General features: G+C 30.8%; 14 protein-coding genes. 5 read left to right on the plus strand and 9 right to left on the minus strand.

The features are described from left to right. The first annotated feature begins 696 nt into the window (after window positions 1-696). A complete protein-coding gene (locus tag KPL54_RS02395) occupies window positions 697-1968 on the plus strand; it encodes a pectate lyase (protein ID WP_216104351.1) in 1272 nt (423 codons plus the stop codon). Between the two features lie 101 nt (window positions 1969-2069). On the opposite strand, the gene KPL54_RS02400 is transcribed toward KPL54_RS02395, so the two are convergent. The 6 genes from KPL54_RS02400 to KPL54_RS02425 form a co-directional block, all read right to left on the minus strand. After that, window positions 2070-2984, minus strand: a complete 915-nt coding sequence (locus tag KPL54_RS02400; RefSeq protein WP_216104353.1) for a class I SAM-dependent methyltransferase — start codon at window positions 2982-2984, stop codon at window positions 2070-2072. 141 nt (window positions 2985-3125) lie between these two features. Continuing rightward, on the minus strand, window positions 3126-3326 hold the full coding sequence (locus KPL54_RS25915) for a hypothetical protein (protein WP_253203318.1): 201 nt from the start codon (window positions 3324-3326) through the stop codon (window positions 3126-3128). Then, window positions 3310-3648: a GNAT family N-acetyltransferase gene (locus KPL54_RS25920; protein WP_253203319.1), complete on the minus strand. Its 339-nt coding sequence runs from the start codon at window positions 3646-3648 to the stop codon at window positions 3310-3312. Before KPL54_RS25920 ends, KPL54_RS25915 begins: the two co-directional genes overlap by 17 nt. A gap of 78 nt (window positions 3649-3726) precedes the next feature. Next, window positions 3727-4260 (minus strand): hypothetical protein, encoded by a 534-nt coding sequence (locus KPL54_RS02410; RefSeq protein ID WP_216104355.1) that lies wholly within the window; start codon window positions 4258-4260, stop codon window positions 3727-3729. 719 nt (window positions 4261-4979) lie between these two features. Further along, entirely contained in the window at window positions 4980-6017 is a 1038-nt protein-coding gene (locus tag KPL54_RS26825; protein WP_375372973.1) for a GNAT family N-acetyltransferase, read from the minus strand. 269 nt (window positions 6018-6286) lie between these two features. After that, window positions 6287-6802, minus strand: coding sequence for a GNAT family N-acetyltransferase (locus KPL54_RS02425; protein WP_216105007.1), 516 nt, complete (start codon window positions 6800-6802; stop codon window positions 6287-6289). A 1135-nt stretch (window positions 6803-7937) separates the two neighbouring features. Between KPL54_RS02425 and KPL54_RS02430 the strand changes: the two genes are divergently transcribed. From KPL54_RS02430 to KPL54_RS02445, 4 genes are all read left to right on the plus strand, one after another. Continuing rightward, on the plus strand, window positions 7938-8639 hold the full coding sequence (locus tag KPL54_RS02430; RefSeq protein ID WP_216104357.1) for a response regulator transcription factor: 702 nt from the start codon (window positions 7938-7940) through the stop codon (window positions 8637-8639). Next, window positions 8614-10077 (plus strand): sensor histidine kinase, encoded by a 1464-nt coding sequence (locus KPL54_RS02435; RefSeq protein WP_253203321.1) that lies wholly within the window; start codon window positions 8614-8616, stop codon window positions 10075-10077. The genes KPL54_RS02430 and KPL54_RS02435 overlap by 26 nt, the downstream gene beginning before the upstream one ends. Before the next feature lie 86 nt (window positions 10078-10163). Then, a complete protein-coding gene (locus KPL54_RS02440; protein ID WP_216104361.1) occupies window positions 10164-11486 on the plus strand; it encodes a hypothetical protein in 1323 nt (440 codons plus the stop codon). A 107-nt stretch (window positions 11487-11593) separates the two neighbouring features. Then, complete coding sequence (locus KPL54_RS02445) at window positions 11594-11797, plus strand: hypothetical protein (protein ID WP_216104362.1); 204 nt, start codon at window positions 11594-11596, stop codon at window positions 11795-11797. A 565-nt stretch (window positions 11798-12362) separates the two neighbouring features. Here KPL54_RS02445 and KPL54_RS02450 read toward each other — a convergent pair. The 3 genes from KPL54_RS02450 to KPL54_RS02460 all read right to left on the minus strand — a co-directional run bounded on the left by KPL54_RS02450 (window position 12363) and on the right by KPL54_RS02460 (window position 15619). Next, window positions 12363-12854 (minus strand): GNAT family N-acetyltransferase, encoded by a 492-nt coding sequence (locus KPL54_RS02450; protein WP_216104364.1) that lies wholly within the window; start codon window positions 12852-12854, stop codon window positions 12363-12365. Window positions 12855-13070: 216 nt separating this feature from the next. Continuing rightward, a complete protein-coding gene (locus KPL54_RS02455) occupies window positions 13071-13331 on the minus strand; it encodes a hypothetical protein (RefSeq protein WP_216104365.1) in 261 nt (86 codons plus the stop codon). Window positions 13332-13660: 329 nt separating this feature from the next. Then, the gene (locus tag KPL54_RS02460; RefSeq protein WP_253203322.1) at window positions 13661-15619 is read right to left on the minus strand and encodes an ATP-dependent DNA helicase; all 1959 of its coding nucleotides are present in this window, start codon (window positions 15617-15619) and stop codon (window positions 13661-13663) included. Window positions 15620-16015: the final 396 nt, after the last annotated feature.

Consider the following 16015-nt stretch of genomic DNA (forward strand, 5'->3'; position numbering starts at 1 on the left):
TAATAGCACCTCCAAAAAGTGCGTATACAGGACTTACCTTTCTAAATATTAAAACTATAGCAACTATTAAACCAAATATTGCTCCACTCCAATTAATTACAGCCATTTTATTTCCTCCCTATTGTATAAATGTAGTTGTATCTTTACTAATAAATGATCTCATCTAGTGTTAACCATAAATTCAATTAGATACTTAAAAAAATTTGTTTTATAATTATATAACGTTTTCATAGCTTCTATATTAATAATAGTATTTTTATAAACCAGTTGATATTGGTTATTTAACTTTTTTTATTGTTCATTTGCACAATAATCCTTATATCTCTTAATGTCTTACTTCTAATCATATTAAAAGAAGAGGTCCATAATTAAGATAATATGTAAAATAAACACTAACGAATCTTTTTTAATTTTAGAAAAAATGTTTTGAATTTCAAAATTGCATAAGATAAAATACATATAAGTAAATTATTACATAACATTAAAAATTAAACTATAATGTATAAATGTCGGATACAAATTATTATAAAGTAGCATTAGTATTAAAGGCAGTCTTAAATTAGATATGGCTACAATGAAAACGTTTTATTCGGTAGAAGATTTTCTCTCTTGGTACAAAAATACAAACATGATTCCATGAGTTTTAGGTACAACCTTAAACTTAAGAATAAATAAAAAAATACGGAGGAATTATTTATGAAAAAAATGAGATCATTGTCAGGAGTTTTCCTATCACTATCTATGGTGTGTAGCTTAGCATTTTACCCTGTTAGCCAATCATTTGCAGTAACACCAGCTCCTGTTACAGTTAAGGATTTTAATAGTTTACAAGCAGCTATTAAATCAGCAACTAGTGGTGAAACAATACAAATTGCAGCAAATACGCTTGACTGTACAAGTCAGATTGTACTTGATAAATTAGCTTCGGGCATTACTATTCAAGCAGCCGCCGGTTACACTCCAGTGCTTGACTTTACAACTTTCAAAGAAGTATCAAAGAAATTGAGCCCAAAAGCAACAGGTGATGCATATACAGGTTTTAGAATTACTGGCGGTAGCTACACAATAAAAGGACTAATAATCCAAAAAGCATATGACAACGGTATGCTCATAAAGCCTAATTATAATGCAAAAGTAAAAGCAACTGTAGCAAATGCTGGAAAACCTGACAACAATTCAATTGTTAACTGCGTATTCCGTTACAATGGAGATGCAGGTCTTCAGATTTCAGGTAGTGAATCACTTGAATCAGCAGGAGTTAGTGTACGTCCAAACAACACTCACGTAACTGGGTGTGTATCTTACAGAAACTTTGACATACTTACAACCGGCGGAAATGCAGACGGATTTGCAGCAAAACTTTACCTTGGAACAGGTACTGTATTCTCATACTGTGTATCTGCTGAAAACTCTGATGACGCTTGGGACAGCTTTGCTATAGGTAGCAGTGACGTAACTTATCAATACTGCGTAGCATATCACTGTGGTGATGCTACAGTATTCAGTGGAGCATATGACAAAGCACACGGACTTCCAGTAGACACAAATATGACGGTAGGTACTTGCAAAGGTAACGGTAATGGCTTTAAGATGGGATCAGGTTCATCAAAATATGGTGCACAGACAAACGGTGTTAAAAATCTTACTAACTGTTTAGCAGTAGACAATATGTCAAAGGGTTTTGATGAAAATAATGGTACTGGCACAATAAACCTTACAAATGGTATGGGTTTAGGTAATGTAAGTGGCGACTATGTACTTGACCTTATGAAAGCTGGTACATTCATAAATGCACAGTCATCCTCCTCAAAGAACCTAAAAGCTCCTAGTGGTGGAAGTATCACAATTGCAAGCACAGCAAATCAGACAGCTATTAGATCAGAAGTTAATAGTGCTATGACAAAAATGAGACAAGAACTTACTGCAAACAAAATTCCAACACAAATGAACTTTAGCTTCTGGAAATAGTTAATACAATAGAAAAGATAAATGAGTAGCCTCTGAATATCCTCAAGGGCTGCTCATTTTTACTTCCATTTATGCTTAGATATTATTAGATTATTCTTATTTTAGCTTTTCACTGCCAAACAATAATTCACATTATCAAATGCTGTTATAGGATGCTCTGGATTTAATCTATTATATTTTTTGAAAAACTGCTCTGTTATTTCATTTGGTGTCAAATGCTCATAAATCAAGAAATTACTATCAGCTAATAAATTTTTAAGTTCTGAATAAGAATAGCTTGCAAGCATTTTCTCATTAGCCCCACCAGCCAGTGCTACTTGTTTTTTTGTTCGTTCTCCTGCTTTCGTGGTATATGAATCCTCATCTGGATAATCAAAAATAATAACACTACCTTTTGGCACAATACATGAAATAGTGTTGAGTGTTTCAGCAAAAGTCCTCTTAGACAAATAGTAGCTTATCCCAAGCAAACTGCAAAAACTGATTTTACTTTGATCAAATTCAAGGCAGGCAATTAAATTGCTTTCCCAGTTGTTTCCTGTAAAATCAACTGATACGTAGTGCAGATTGGCAGGTTTTTCTGATAATACTGATTGAATACGCTTTTGTTTATCAGAACCAGTTACCGGATGATCAAGTTCAAAAATTTGAATGGTTGATGCCCAATCAGGCTGACGATATGCAAATGTATCATAACCGGCAGCGAAAATTACATATTGTTTCGCGCCACCTCTCACAGCATTTTGAAGTGCTTTTTCCGCAAATGCTGATCTACCAAGTGGTGTTGGAGATAACTGATTATCTACAATCCAATGCAGTGCTTCTTTCTGTGTACCATCAAATGATGGATTAAAAAAATTGATTCCTTTTGACATATTACTTGAAATTTGTTCGTATTCGTTCTCAGTTAAAATGTCTTTTGCCAAATAATCATCAAATACTTTATCTGTATTTTGCAGTGAATGATATGCCCTTGAAAATGCGCTTATCAATGCGGTCATGCTTTTTTGCTCCATAAAATTATCACCTCTAATAATTAATACCACTTCATTATCAACAGTACAAGACTTGAAATTTTCCTTGTTTTGTGGTATAATAGAGGCTTAAAATATAAAAGTTTACAAAATAGTCATATTTATAGCGACAACTTTTGTAATTCAATAGCATAACAAAGTACTGTTTATATTTTTCTCATAACAATAGAAAGGAATGTCTCTCCAAGGAAAATATACCTGCCCCACTTTTTTATAACCAAAATTCTCATACAATTTAAGTGCTGTTTCATTTCCACTATAAGCATCTAATCTAATACATGAATAGTTATTTTTAGTAGCTACATCTTCAATAAACTTTAACATTTTTTTTTGCAATACCCTTTCCCTGAGATTCCGGATGAACAGACAATCTATGAATAACTAATACCTTTATTCCATCAGTAAACCAGTTCATTTCACTGTATTCTGGAGATTGTTCTTCATTTATTGCAACATATGCTATATACTTACCATTATCCTTTAAAACATAACAATGCTCACTCTTAATATCATTTTCAATAATATCCGAATTTGGATAAAATTCATTCCACTGATATATGCTTTGACTCTCCATATGTTTTATACAGTTAGAAATTATATCAAGAATGCCTGATAGGTCTTTTTTATTCCCCTTAATAAAATCCATCTCTTTTCTCCCTTTTTAAAACTTTTAATAAATTTGCTATATATAAGGATAAATATTATTTATATTACATTGAATATTTTAAAATATGGTTGCTTTAAAGCATAATATCCCATTACTAAAACCCTTGATAAGATTTCCTTCTTGTTTTAAAAAAACTGGTTTATCACCATAAACAGGATAAATATATTTTACTTCTATTTTATTTGTTTTAGTTGTGTTACAAAGTTCTTTTAAAATAAATAGCCCTTGTACAACAGGATTCTCAGTAAGATGAATAGAATTTGTATCTCCTGTTAGATGACTAAAATCTGCAATTTCTTCTTTTGAAAAATTATGCCATAGAGTCTCTTTCTCTTGAATCGTTTCTGTTTGAACAGGTTCTTTAACAGTTACATTCATCATTAAATATACAGTTAATGTTTCCGCAATTTCATTTTCAATATATCCGCTACAGCTTGCTATACAAAGTTTTTCATTGCTTTTCAAAACCTCACTTCTATAAGTTTCTTCATCTAATTTTGATTTGAAACGCTGATATTTTACTTTTGCAATAAATGCACCTTCATAAAAAAAATCTTCTGTTGTAGAAAACGCTCTAAATAAATCTATCATTATTATTCCATCCCCATTTAACTAAATTTGTTTTATACGATTTACAATAATCGATAATATCTAATTATTGTAAATTAAAACATTTGTTTATTATACTATACTTACAATAAATAATCATATGGTCAAAAATGATGAATTAAATTTCAAAGATATTAAAACAGAGGAACCCACCTATATCGAAACTAGTATAGATGAATTAATTAAGATAAGAAATGATTCACTTTCCTAGTAGCATATATATTAACCATTGAGTTTAATATACATAGTGTTACCACTGCTGTTATTAATATAATCTTATGTTTTTTAGATTTCATTATTTATCCCCCTTTATTGTTTGTCGTTAAATGTATTAAATTCTACAAAATACCAATATACACAATTTCATTCTACACTCTCTATGGATCATGTCAATTAGGCGTAGCATTTTTTCTAAATAAAAGCCATTTAAAATTGGTTTATCGCTTAGCAAAAGCCATGCAATATGATAAGATGCTATGTTGTATTTTTTTAGAAATTTAGTTTACTCTAACTATTTTTATAATCTTACTGCCCTCATTATCTATGTTAAGTATTAGTTTTGAAGCTTTCCATTATAGACACAAGCTGTCCAGTTTCTCGAATTTCTTTAGTACTTCTAACCGTTGTTTATGACGAACTTTAAGAAAGATGCGACGGAACTGAATTTAAAATTATGTTACATTAGCCCTACAAATTAAAATTTATCTATTTTTAAAATAGTATGATGAATAATCAGTCCCATCATGACCAATCAACTTATTTTCAGTAGGTAAAAAATCTAATTCCTTTAAAGCCTTTACTCTTTCGCTTGCAGTAGGAATTGCCTTTGTTGCTATCATATTACACTCAAACAATTGATAAGTTTTATCAATAATTAATTTTAAAATATCAATTATGTTGACTTTTGTTTCATAATCACTTCTCAAATCTAAACGAAGAAGTCCGCAATTATTAAAATAATCTTTAGAATCTCTATGAAATAACTCTATTGTTCCAATTGCAATATTATCTTTTTTATCTACAATAGACCATCTTACAAAACCTTTTCGGTCATACTCGAATTTCCAATAATCAAGAGCCTGCTTCATTCTTTCACGTGTATTATAGTAAAAATTATCTCCGCCACAATTATCGCTATTAAATAAGGAAACTGCTTTTTTATCAGAATATACTTTTAATAAGCCATCACAGTCATCTATAGAAATAAATCTTAAATTGAATCGTTTATTTTCAAATTCAGGGCAACTTACATATACACTATCCATATTTATTCTCCTTTTCAAATTACTGTTTATCTGCTTATTCTGGTTTTTTAAATGATAATAATTGAGAGTCAATTCTTTAATTTGTCCATCATCTACGATATTAATAGTCTCTACATAATCAGATCCGATTTTTTTGGCCACTGCTATTGAACCAACATTATCTGGTTGTATAGTCGTAATTAAATACTCATATCCAAATTTGCAAAATATATATTCCACAAATGATTGCATGCCCTCTGTAATATATCCTCTACATTTATAATCTTCATTTACAAAATAGGCGACACCTACTTCGCTTACCTTAAAATTGTGAACACCTACATTCCCTACAATTCTACCAGATTCTTTTTCTATGACTGCATAGAATAGAATTTCTTCCATAGGATTGTTCAACTTATACCCCTTCACAACGAACCGTCCAAGTTCTTTTTGGACCCTTCCCGCTAAACCATTTATAATTCCATTAGCGCTCATACTGTGCTCATTATATTTTTTACCTATATAAGCACAAGTAGCAGAATATCTAGGTTCTATATACCATTTTTTTATAGCCTCTTTGCTTTTATCATCGAAAACTGTAGGATTAGTTTATAATTGTTTCCATTCCTCAATAGTTATATCAATATCGCAACAATCCTCATCATTAATAATTTCACATGTTTTTTCAATCATAATGACCCTCACTATTTATAGATATAAAATATTATATATTAATTAAATATTTCGAATTAACAATTTTCTCATTATATATGAGCAGAGTTTATTCTCGCCATTAAATATTCGTTTTCATATTTTCCATTTCTTATTACTGCAAGCCGCTTAATCCCTTCCTTTTCAAATCCAAACTTCTCATACAAGTTTATAGCTCGCTTATTATCCTCAAAAACAGTCAATTCAATTCTAACAAGCATTAACCAGTTGTCAGCCACATCAATAAGTGCATTCATTAGGGTAGTGCCAACGCCTTTATTTTGATAGGCTTTGTGAATCATTATGCCGATGCTACCGCTATGTCGGAGGCGATAATTAGCATTTACAGTTAAGCCAGCAGTGCCTATAATTATTTCTTCACCACTTTGAAGCTTTGAGACAGCAACAAACACATGTTGATTGACATCCATATTAACAATGAAATCTTCACTCCGTTTTATTCTTTCTGACGGAATCCCTAAAATATTTTCAAATACACCCGGCATGCGTCTTAATTCATTGATACCTTTACCATCACCAACATTTATTGGCCTAATATAAAACTCCACTTTTATTCCTCCCCTCAAAATATATGAACTCATTATTTGTCATATTATACAATATGGACATATCCCAGTTAAATTTTCATTTTGCACTTCCAATTATAGACATTATGTAAAGTTAACAAATTACTTGTTTTATGATGCTTTCTTTACATAATTCAACAAACATTCATAATTTTCCTTTATATTTCGCAAAAAAACTAACCCTAGATTACTAAAATATTTTTTTTCTAATTTACGTAGCTAATTATTGTTTTATACATAACCTTATAAGAGTAAATTCTTATAATTACAAAAATATTAATAATTATCAATAAACGATAATTAACTGAGACATTGGAAAAGAGAGATAATAACTTCTATAAACCTACTTAATCTGTTGTAAAAGTGTATAATGCGGTTTTATATGTTTTATGATACACATAGTCAAAAAAAGATGTCAATTATAACAACGGATCCTTTGATAACCCTTATAAAATAATAATTACATCATCTAATTTTATAATTACGCTATGAATGAAAAAATTTAGTAGCTTGTTTTATATATAAATCGGAATTACCTATACATAGTTCTCCATGGTCAATGCCTTTAAAAACCTTGATTTTAATATTCGGTACTATTGTTAAAATACATTTAGTATACTTTTTCGCAAGCAAAGCCTACTTGAAGCCATAACAATATGGTATATCTGTTTTAATATTAGCTGTTGAATTTGAAAGTGAATATCTAAAAACAGCTATTTGAGGTTTCTACATTTTCCATGCTACAACATATCCATGTATAAGAATGATAGCTTTATTATTCTTATTTCCAAATTCTTTAAATACCATAATTCATCCCCCATCGTAATATGTTTATCAATTTTTTTTAGTTTTAACAACAATAAACCATAAAATTTGTGACTTCGTTACCCGTTAAATGTAGAGAAATTAATAACACATAAGAACCACCCGATTATTGTAATATATAAACCATATTGGATATCGTTGTAAATTGTACTAATGTTATATATACTATTAACCATATGGAGAATTTAAAACACATCAATAAACGCGGTAAATAAAACTTAATTAAAATATAATTATAGAGTAGGTACTTTAGCAAATAAGCTATCTACTGCAAACTATGGAGGTGCAAAATTTGAACGAGAAAATACTTGTAGTAGATGATGAAAAAAGCATCTTAGATGTATTAGATTGTGCATTAAAAAGAGAGGGTTATTCCGTAGAAAAAGCTTATAATGGACAAGAAGCCCTTGATAAAGTAAAAAGCTTTAATCCACATATAATAATTCTGGATTTAATGCTACCTGTAATGAACGGATATGATGTTTGCAAAAAATTAGAAAAAGAAAATATAGGCATTATTATGCTTACAGCAAAAAATGATATTGTAGATAAATTAGTAGGCCTAGAACTAGGAGCAGATGATTATTTAACAAAACCTTTTGATCTAAGGGAAGTTATTGCAAGGGTAAAGTGTTTAGTAAGAAGGTTTAAAAAAGCAACAGATGAGAAACGTAATGATAATCTAATTAATATTAAAGATTTTAATATTAATAAAAAACAAAGAAGCGTAAGTGTAAAAAACCTAAAAATAGATTTTACACAAATGGAATTTGATTTATTATATTTGTTTCTTTTAAATCCAAATGTAGTCTATTCCAGGGATCGGCTTTTGGAGATAGTATGGGGCATGGAATATATTGGCGGTACACGAACAGTTGATACACATATTCAAAGAATAAGAAAAAAGTTGGGTTATACTTATGAAAAATTAATACAAACTGTTCATGGAGTAGGCTATAAAGGGGTTGATGAATTATTTGAAAATAGGGATTAAATTCAAACTTATAGCTTTTACAGCCTCACTCTTATTAGTTGTTATATCATTTTTGAGCATTTCTGTACTTAACGGAATAAAAAATTATCAACATAAGCAAGATCAAGCTACTCTGTTTAAGCAAAAGGATATGTTTGAGCAATATTTTAGTGAACGCTCTAACTTAGGTGAGAATGGAACTAGTGATAAGGCTCAACTTGCTAGAGGAAGCATATTTAACAAGCCTTGGCTTAGAACTATACCAGCTAGTGTATATGATACGAAAGGAGATCTGCTTTCAGGATTTAAGGTGGATGGTAAGTTAAATGAAAATAAAGATAAAAATCTTATGATTAAATATGCTATTCAAGGTAAAGTATCATTTATAGAAAATAATGATGTAATATATTTTTATTCACCAATTAAATATAAAAATGGTATAGTAGCAATTTTAGAACTTGAATATTCAGTTAAAGAAAGCAATTTATTTTATCATAATACAAAAAAAATGTTTTACGGAACAGGTTTTCTAGCTTTGATATTTGGTGTAATTCTTGGAATTTTTTACTTTTCCAATCTCACCAGAGATATATATATAATGAAAGATTCAGTAGAAAATATTCGAAAAAGTGATTTTAATAAAATACAACTAGTCAATCGTAATGATGAATTAGGGGAGCTAAGCAGAGGTATAGTATTCATGAGTAATACTATAGAGAAAAATATTGAAGATCTTGAAGTTGAGAGAGATTCTTTGAGTATGGCAATAGATAAATTACAAAAAATGGACAAGGAACAAAAGGAGTTTATAGGCAACGTAACTCATGAGTTTAAGACTCCAATTACTATTATAAAAGCATATGCAGAATTAATTGGGATGTATGAAAATGACTTAAGTTTAATTAATGATGGAACCTTAAATATATCAAAAGAATGTGATCGTTTGGCAACTATGGTAGATAAGGTTTTAAATTTGTCTGCTTTAGAGAAATATGACTTTGAAACACAGAAAAAAGAAGTGAATTTAAAGGAAACATTTGATGAAATTTGCGCGCGAATCATGGGGAAAATAAATAAAAACAACTTAACTTTCAACTGTGATGTTGAAAATATTATTGTTACAATAGATGAAGAAAGCTTGAGAATTATTATTATTAATTTAATTGATAATGCTATAAAATATAATAGGCCTAATGGAAGTATAGATATAGAATGTCATAAAAATGGTAATAAAATAACTATAAAAGTTGCTGATACAGGGATAGGTATTTGTAAAAAAGATTTGTATAAAATTTTCGAACCATTTTATAGAGTTGAAAGTCATAGAAGTCGTGAAACAGGGGGTGCTGGGCTAGGCCTAGCTTTGGTGGAAAAGTTGGTTAAAAAGCAACAGGGCACTATAAATGTAGCTTCTAAGCTAAATGAAGGCACTATTTTTTTTGTTGAATTTTCTATATAGAATTTACAAAATTGTGACATTTGTTTATAATTTTGTGAAAAGTTTTTGTTACTATAAGATTAGATAGATACAAGGAGGAAAATTCGATGGTTAGAAAAAAGATTTTATCCCTGATTTTAACGGTAGGAGTTGTAGGTGGCATGAGTGCATATGCTATAAATTATCATACTTCAGCTATACAGAACATAAAGGTAATGGCATACAAGCCGTCTGCTCAAACAAATGAAAATGGCTATCAAATCGACAGATATCAAAAAATTGAAAGTACGGCTTGGATTAATGACAATGAGGTTTTAACATTAACTAAAAAAGGAGAGTTTAAGAACCCGGATTCTACCATCCCTATAAGATACTGCAGCATCTATAATTTAAATACAAAAATTTCTAAAGACTTTAAAGATGTAAATATAGCTGAACTTATGGGTGTGTCTCCTGATAAAAAGTATGTTCTTTATTCAGAGGCAAGAACCATTCCTAAAATCGGAAGTGCTGAATGGAAAAAAACTCTCGATTCTGGGGACCTTCTACATAAAAATGTAAAATTATTAAATTTATCTACAGGTGAGATTACAAATATAAATACAGAAAAACTTAATAGTGATGCACAATTTATATGGGTAAGCAACACTAAAATTTTAGCAAACTATTTTGACAAATGGGAAATCATTGATACAACTGGGAAAGTATATGCAAATGGTAGCTATAATGCTGATAAATTCGATAGTGCCTGGATATCTGGGGTTGATGATATAAAAGATTTAGGAACTAGTGTAGAAGGTAAATTCTTTTATACTCAAGATAAGAATGGAAAAGAAGGGGTTAAATTATGCACTGTTGATGTTAGGACTAAAGACATAAAAACTATTTTTTCAAATCAATACTCTCGAACGGCAGATAAAAAGGGCAAAACAATTATAATTGATCATTTTGATAATAACGGTGGACAATCATCTGATGGAGTATTTTTAAATAGAACTTTTGGAACAATTATTATGGATGAATCTGGCAAACAGCTACAAGACATAAAATTACCTAAAGGTAAATGTTATACTACCACCGTATTATCTCCAGATGGAAATAAAGTTGCTTATGTAGAATTTGCTGATCATATTGGTACTAAGCAGGCAGTTACTCCTGACCCATCTATTAAAATTATAGATGTTAAGACAGGTGTTGTAAAAGAAATAGTTAACTCTTCTACTTTAAAAGATAAAGGTGCAAAAATTGATTATAATATATTTAAATCAATAGATACGAATGGTAAGGAAGTAGAAAAGAAGGTGCCGGTAAGAGTGGGCATTTCGAATATTTGTTGGGATAGTACAAGTTCCGCTTTCTCATTTACTTATGGGGATTCTCTTGCAGGTAATAGTCAAATAAATACTTATATTGTTAGTTTAGATAAATAGCTGTTTTTTTGCTACTCATGAAGTGGGTGTATATTTTTATATTATACACCTTTAAGGAATTCCTTAATAAATTAATTGTAAAACACTACAAAAGTTTGGAGGCTTAAATGCTTAAAATATTGTTTTCAATGAATATTCTAATAATAACAATAGCATTATTTCTTTGGATTATCGGAATGAGGTCTTTTAAAAGGGATGGTTACAGTAAAAAAGGTATTAAATATATACTTCAAGGTACAAGTATTACAGGCATATGTCTCATTATAGTGTCCATACTTCTCGTACCAATTTTTTTTTGCAGTATAAAATAATTGGTACGATCTTGACTTTCTTTAAGAAATTTTACCATGTTATTTTTTTGTAGCTACATCATCATATAATTCTCATTTAAAAGACCTATAATCCTAAATATATAAAATGCATTTAATTATACCATAATTATCATAGTTACTTTAATGTAAGTAATATTCCAACCATTGGCATATCTTCACGGGTTTGTGGCCGTATTATTAAATACTTTTCCATATTAAAACTTGCTTTATTCAAATAATAAATTACTATAAGATGTGAAAACACTGAAAGCCATATTAAATCATGTTCATATTGTTTATCTATTACAAGTTGGGAAACATCATTTCCCCAATTTGCATCTTTTTTGTTTTCAACTATTATAATTTGTTTTCAAACATTCCATAGCTGACCCAATGCAAAACACAACCGCTTTGGGTGGTCATTTCATATTTTCTTCACTTTTATGAGAACTATCAATATGTTTTTTGGCTGTAATTATTGACTCACTGCTATCTTCCTTATGTTTCCACATGATTCCCCCCATTCTGTATGTATTTTCTAATAGAATTGCATCGCAATCTTTTACTATTTTAACTTAATAAATTTATCATTAATTAAAGTCATTTGATACTTACCTTGGTAAGAAGAATCCATAAAATATGCTTTCGGATACTCTTTTGTTATTTTAAAACCCAACTTCTTATAACATTTAATTGCGTTTATATTTTTTTCACGAACATTTAGATATAACTTATTAAGATTTATTTCTTTGAAAGCTCTGTCAATTAAACTTTTTATTACTTCGCTACCAATCCCTTTCCCACGATAATTAGGGATAGCAATATAAATTCCTATTGTTGCATCATTTTCTGTTATATTTTCCATCCATGTAGATCCAATTATTTGTTCATCAAATTTAATCATAAAAAATAATGTATGTTTTTCTAATTCAATATTTAATTTTCTTAAATATTCTGGTCGTGTATGCGATAGATATTTAGACAATTCATTAGTATTCTCCCATTTTTCAATAAGTTTAATATATTCATTTGAAAATTTTATAAGTTCTAAATACATAGTTCTCACATCCCTCTTACTTCAAGCTATAATACATGTTCGGCATATCTCTTATTCTTTTCCCCTACTTTGCCATATGTGCAAGCACCATCCCTTATATTATTTTATAAATTTTTATGTTGTTTCACCATAATAACAATTTGTAGTTAATAAATATAAAATCTTATCTCATTATGCAATGCATATAATTTTCATCTTCACCCCCAATACGTTTATCTATTCAGCATCAAAATCAATAAAGTACTTTCTCTCTGGTGTATTTATCGTGAGTGTTGCTAAATTAATATTATCCTCTAAAATATCCACTCTGTATTCGAACATGATATCATCATTTTGCTTCTTCATGAATAAGTAACTTCCTTCTTCTTGATCCTCGGCCTCATCACTTATTTCAGCGTAGATTTCTTCGCCACTGACTTCTCCAGGATATCCTGACTTTCTTATCTTTTCATCTATTGCTTTAAAAAACCGTTCCATTTTTTCGCTCTCCTTCTTTTTTTAATCTCTATTTCTCTTCAAATCAAGTATATACTATGCTTCTAAATAACAGCCTTAATCATTATTAATTAATGATCAGAGCAAAACCTCACTTATCAATCTCACATGGTTCTCAATGACCTCTAATCTAGTAATTACTTCACTTAATACACATCCTTAACTCAAAAAAATTATAACATAAACCAATGACACTTTTAATGCCATTGGCTTATTTCTTAAGAATATAAGCACGAATGGTAATAGAGGCAATCTTAGAGATATACCTTACTATCACTTATATATTAAAAAGTTTCTTTAAGTGTGGTATTTCAAATCTCCCTATGTTCCAAAGTTTTGATTTTCACTCCTCTAGGTAGAGCTCTCATAACAACTTTTTCCCATGGGGTTCCTATTACTTGATCCATGACAGCTATTGCTCCACGGTCATCCTTTGTTCTAATTAATCTGCCGCAACCTTGTTTTAACTTCAATCCCATTTCAGGGTAATCAACGGTTATAAGTGGATTCATCCCCTCTTCTTCTGCATCTTTGCGCCTCATTTCAATCAAAGGGTCTAGTGAAGGAAAGGGAAGTTGCCAAACTACAACGAGAGATAAAGACTCCCCGGGCACATCAATTCCCTCCCAAAAGGTAGAACCTACTAATACAGATGTAACTTCCGCACGAAACTTTTGGACAAGATATCCTCGCTCACCTTTATCCTCCCATAAAACTTCAAAAGGTAGCTCATAACCACTAATTTCTTTTCTTATTTTCCTAACTTCCTTCAAAGAGTTAACAAGTATCAGTGCTCTTCCTCCATTTTCTTTCAGCAAACATAGTAATTGTTTGATTTTACGTGAAAATTTGGCACTGTCAGTATCCTCAAAGGATGGCGGCTGTAAATAAACCACCACCTGTTCCTCAATATTAAAGGGACTTCCAACCGTCGATATTGATGGATCCTTTAAACCCAGAGTCCTCATAAGGTAACCAAAATCGCCCTCATCACTTAAAGTTCCTGAAGTAAACACCACAGGCAATTTTTTCAAAAACAAATGTTTATTTAGCATATTGCTCAAATTCCGAGGAACTACCCAAAAGCTGCCGTCTGCCCTATCTATCCAAATAATAACCTCTTTACCTTTGTTCCTACCAAACCTAGCTAAGGCTGTAATTGATAGTTCTATTTGAATTTCAAAGGTATGTAACGTGCTTTCCGGTAACTCGTTTATGTATAGCTCTTCCTCAATTTGTATCTCTAAGAGCAACCGATCTAGTGCCTTATGAAAAGTATCAGCTGCTTTCAGAAGTATATCATCGATACGAACCGCCAGACGCTCTGATTGCTCATCATCTATTACGTTTTGATTAAGTTTTTCGAAAAAGTTAGAAGTGGCCTGGCCCAAGGCAATTACACTTACAACCATTGAAGTTCTTGCTCCCTGGATTTCCTCTATCGAAAGGATAATATTATCAATATCCTCTTTGTGAATTTGTCTTCCAGCACCCATGGCTGCCGGCAGTATGACTTTATGGCCTTCATCAAAAATCACCAGCGAGTAATCTGGAAGGATAGGCATTTTACCGTCTGCAATTCTTTCATCCCTTGTCCACAGGTCCTGAAAAAAGATACTATGATCAGCGATAATTAAATCCTTGGAAGATCTGTAATGTTTCCTTACCTTAACAAGCTTACAAAAGCCTCTTCTGGTACAGGCATCACAGGGCATAGTCTCATCCCATCCAATCTGTCTCCATACACTATCGGATATGTGCGGCATTTCTGAGCGTTCACCTTTTGTAGTCCTGGCTAACCATTGATTAATCTCATCAGAGGCTGTTGCATCGCCAAACACTCCCCCCATTCCACTAACTCTCTCATCACAAACATACTGACGAGGATCCTTTGCCATTGGCGCATCTATTTCTAATCCCAATATTCGGGAAAGTGTTTGAATATCTCCCTTTGGCCCTGCCAGCTGTTCCTGAAGTGCTGTTGAGGCACATGCGATTACTACAGGTTTTCCGCTAAAACCAGCGTAGGCAATTGCAGTGAGTAAGTAAGCGAAGGTCTTTCCGGTACCGACCTCAGCCTCAGCCAGATGAACTTTTTTATTACAAACTGCATCAGCAAGCTGAAACGCAGTATATATTTGTTCATCACGTATCTCATATCCGTGTTCCGGAAGAATATCGTAAAAAACATCGCCAATCCAATCCATCAACTTACTTGGAAACTCTTTTTTTGTTTTATAATCAAAGGTGTGCCCTATTTTCTTATACAAAATTTTATCCTCCTGTTAACCTATGAATACCATAGAAAATATTATGTGAAAATCTACTTTCAGTTATGTACATGCACATAGTTTTTCTTTATACACTAAACATAACCACCCTTACATTCTAAACTTTTTCAATAAGTATTATAACATTAACAATGGAGAAAAAAATTACATCTTTTAATAATTTAATTTATATTACACAAAATCTAGTCAATTTCCTAGGATTTCATAAACAAGAAATAGATTATTTATTACTAATACTCTGAAATAATAGAAATGCGCATTTAATACACAATCAGATAAAATTGCATAAAAAAAATAACTTCCAGGTAGAAGTGAATCCATTGAATTTAAAGATGATGCAATTTCAGTAATAGTTTTAGTATACAATCTTTTTGC

It is taken from the genome of Clostridium estertheticum, from assembly GCF_018861295.1.
In the GTDB taxonomy this organism is placed as follows: domain Bacteria; phylum Bacillota; class Clostridia; order Clostridiales; family Clostridiaceae; genus Clostridium_AD; species Clostridium_AD estertheticum_D.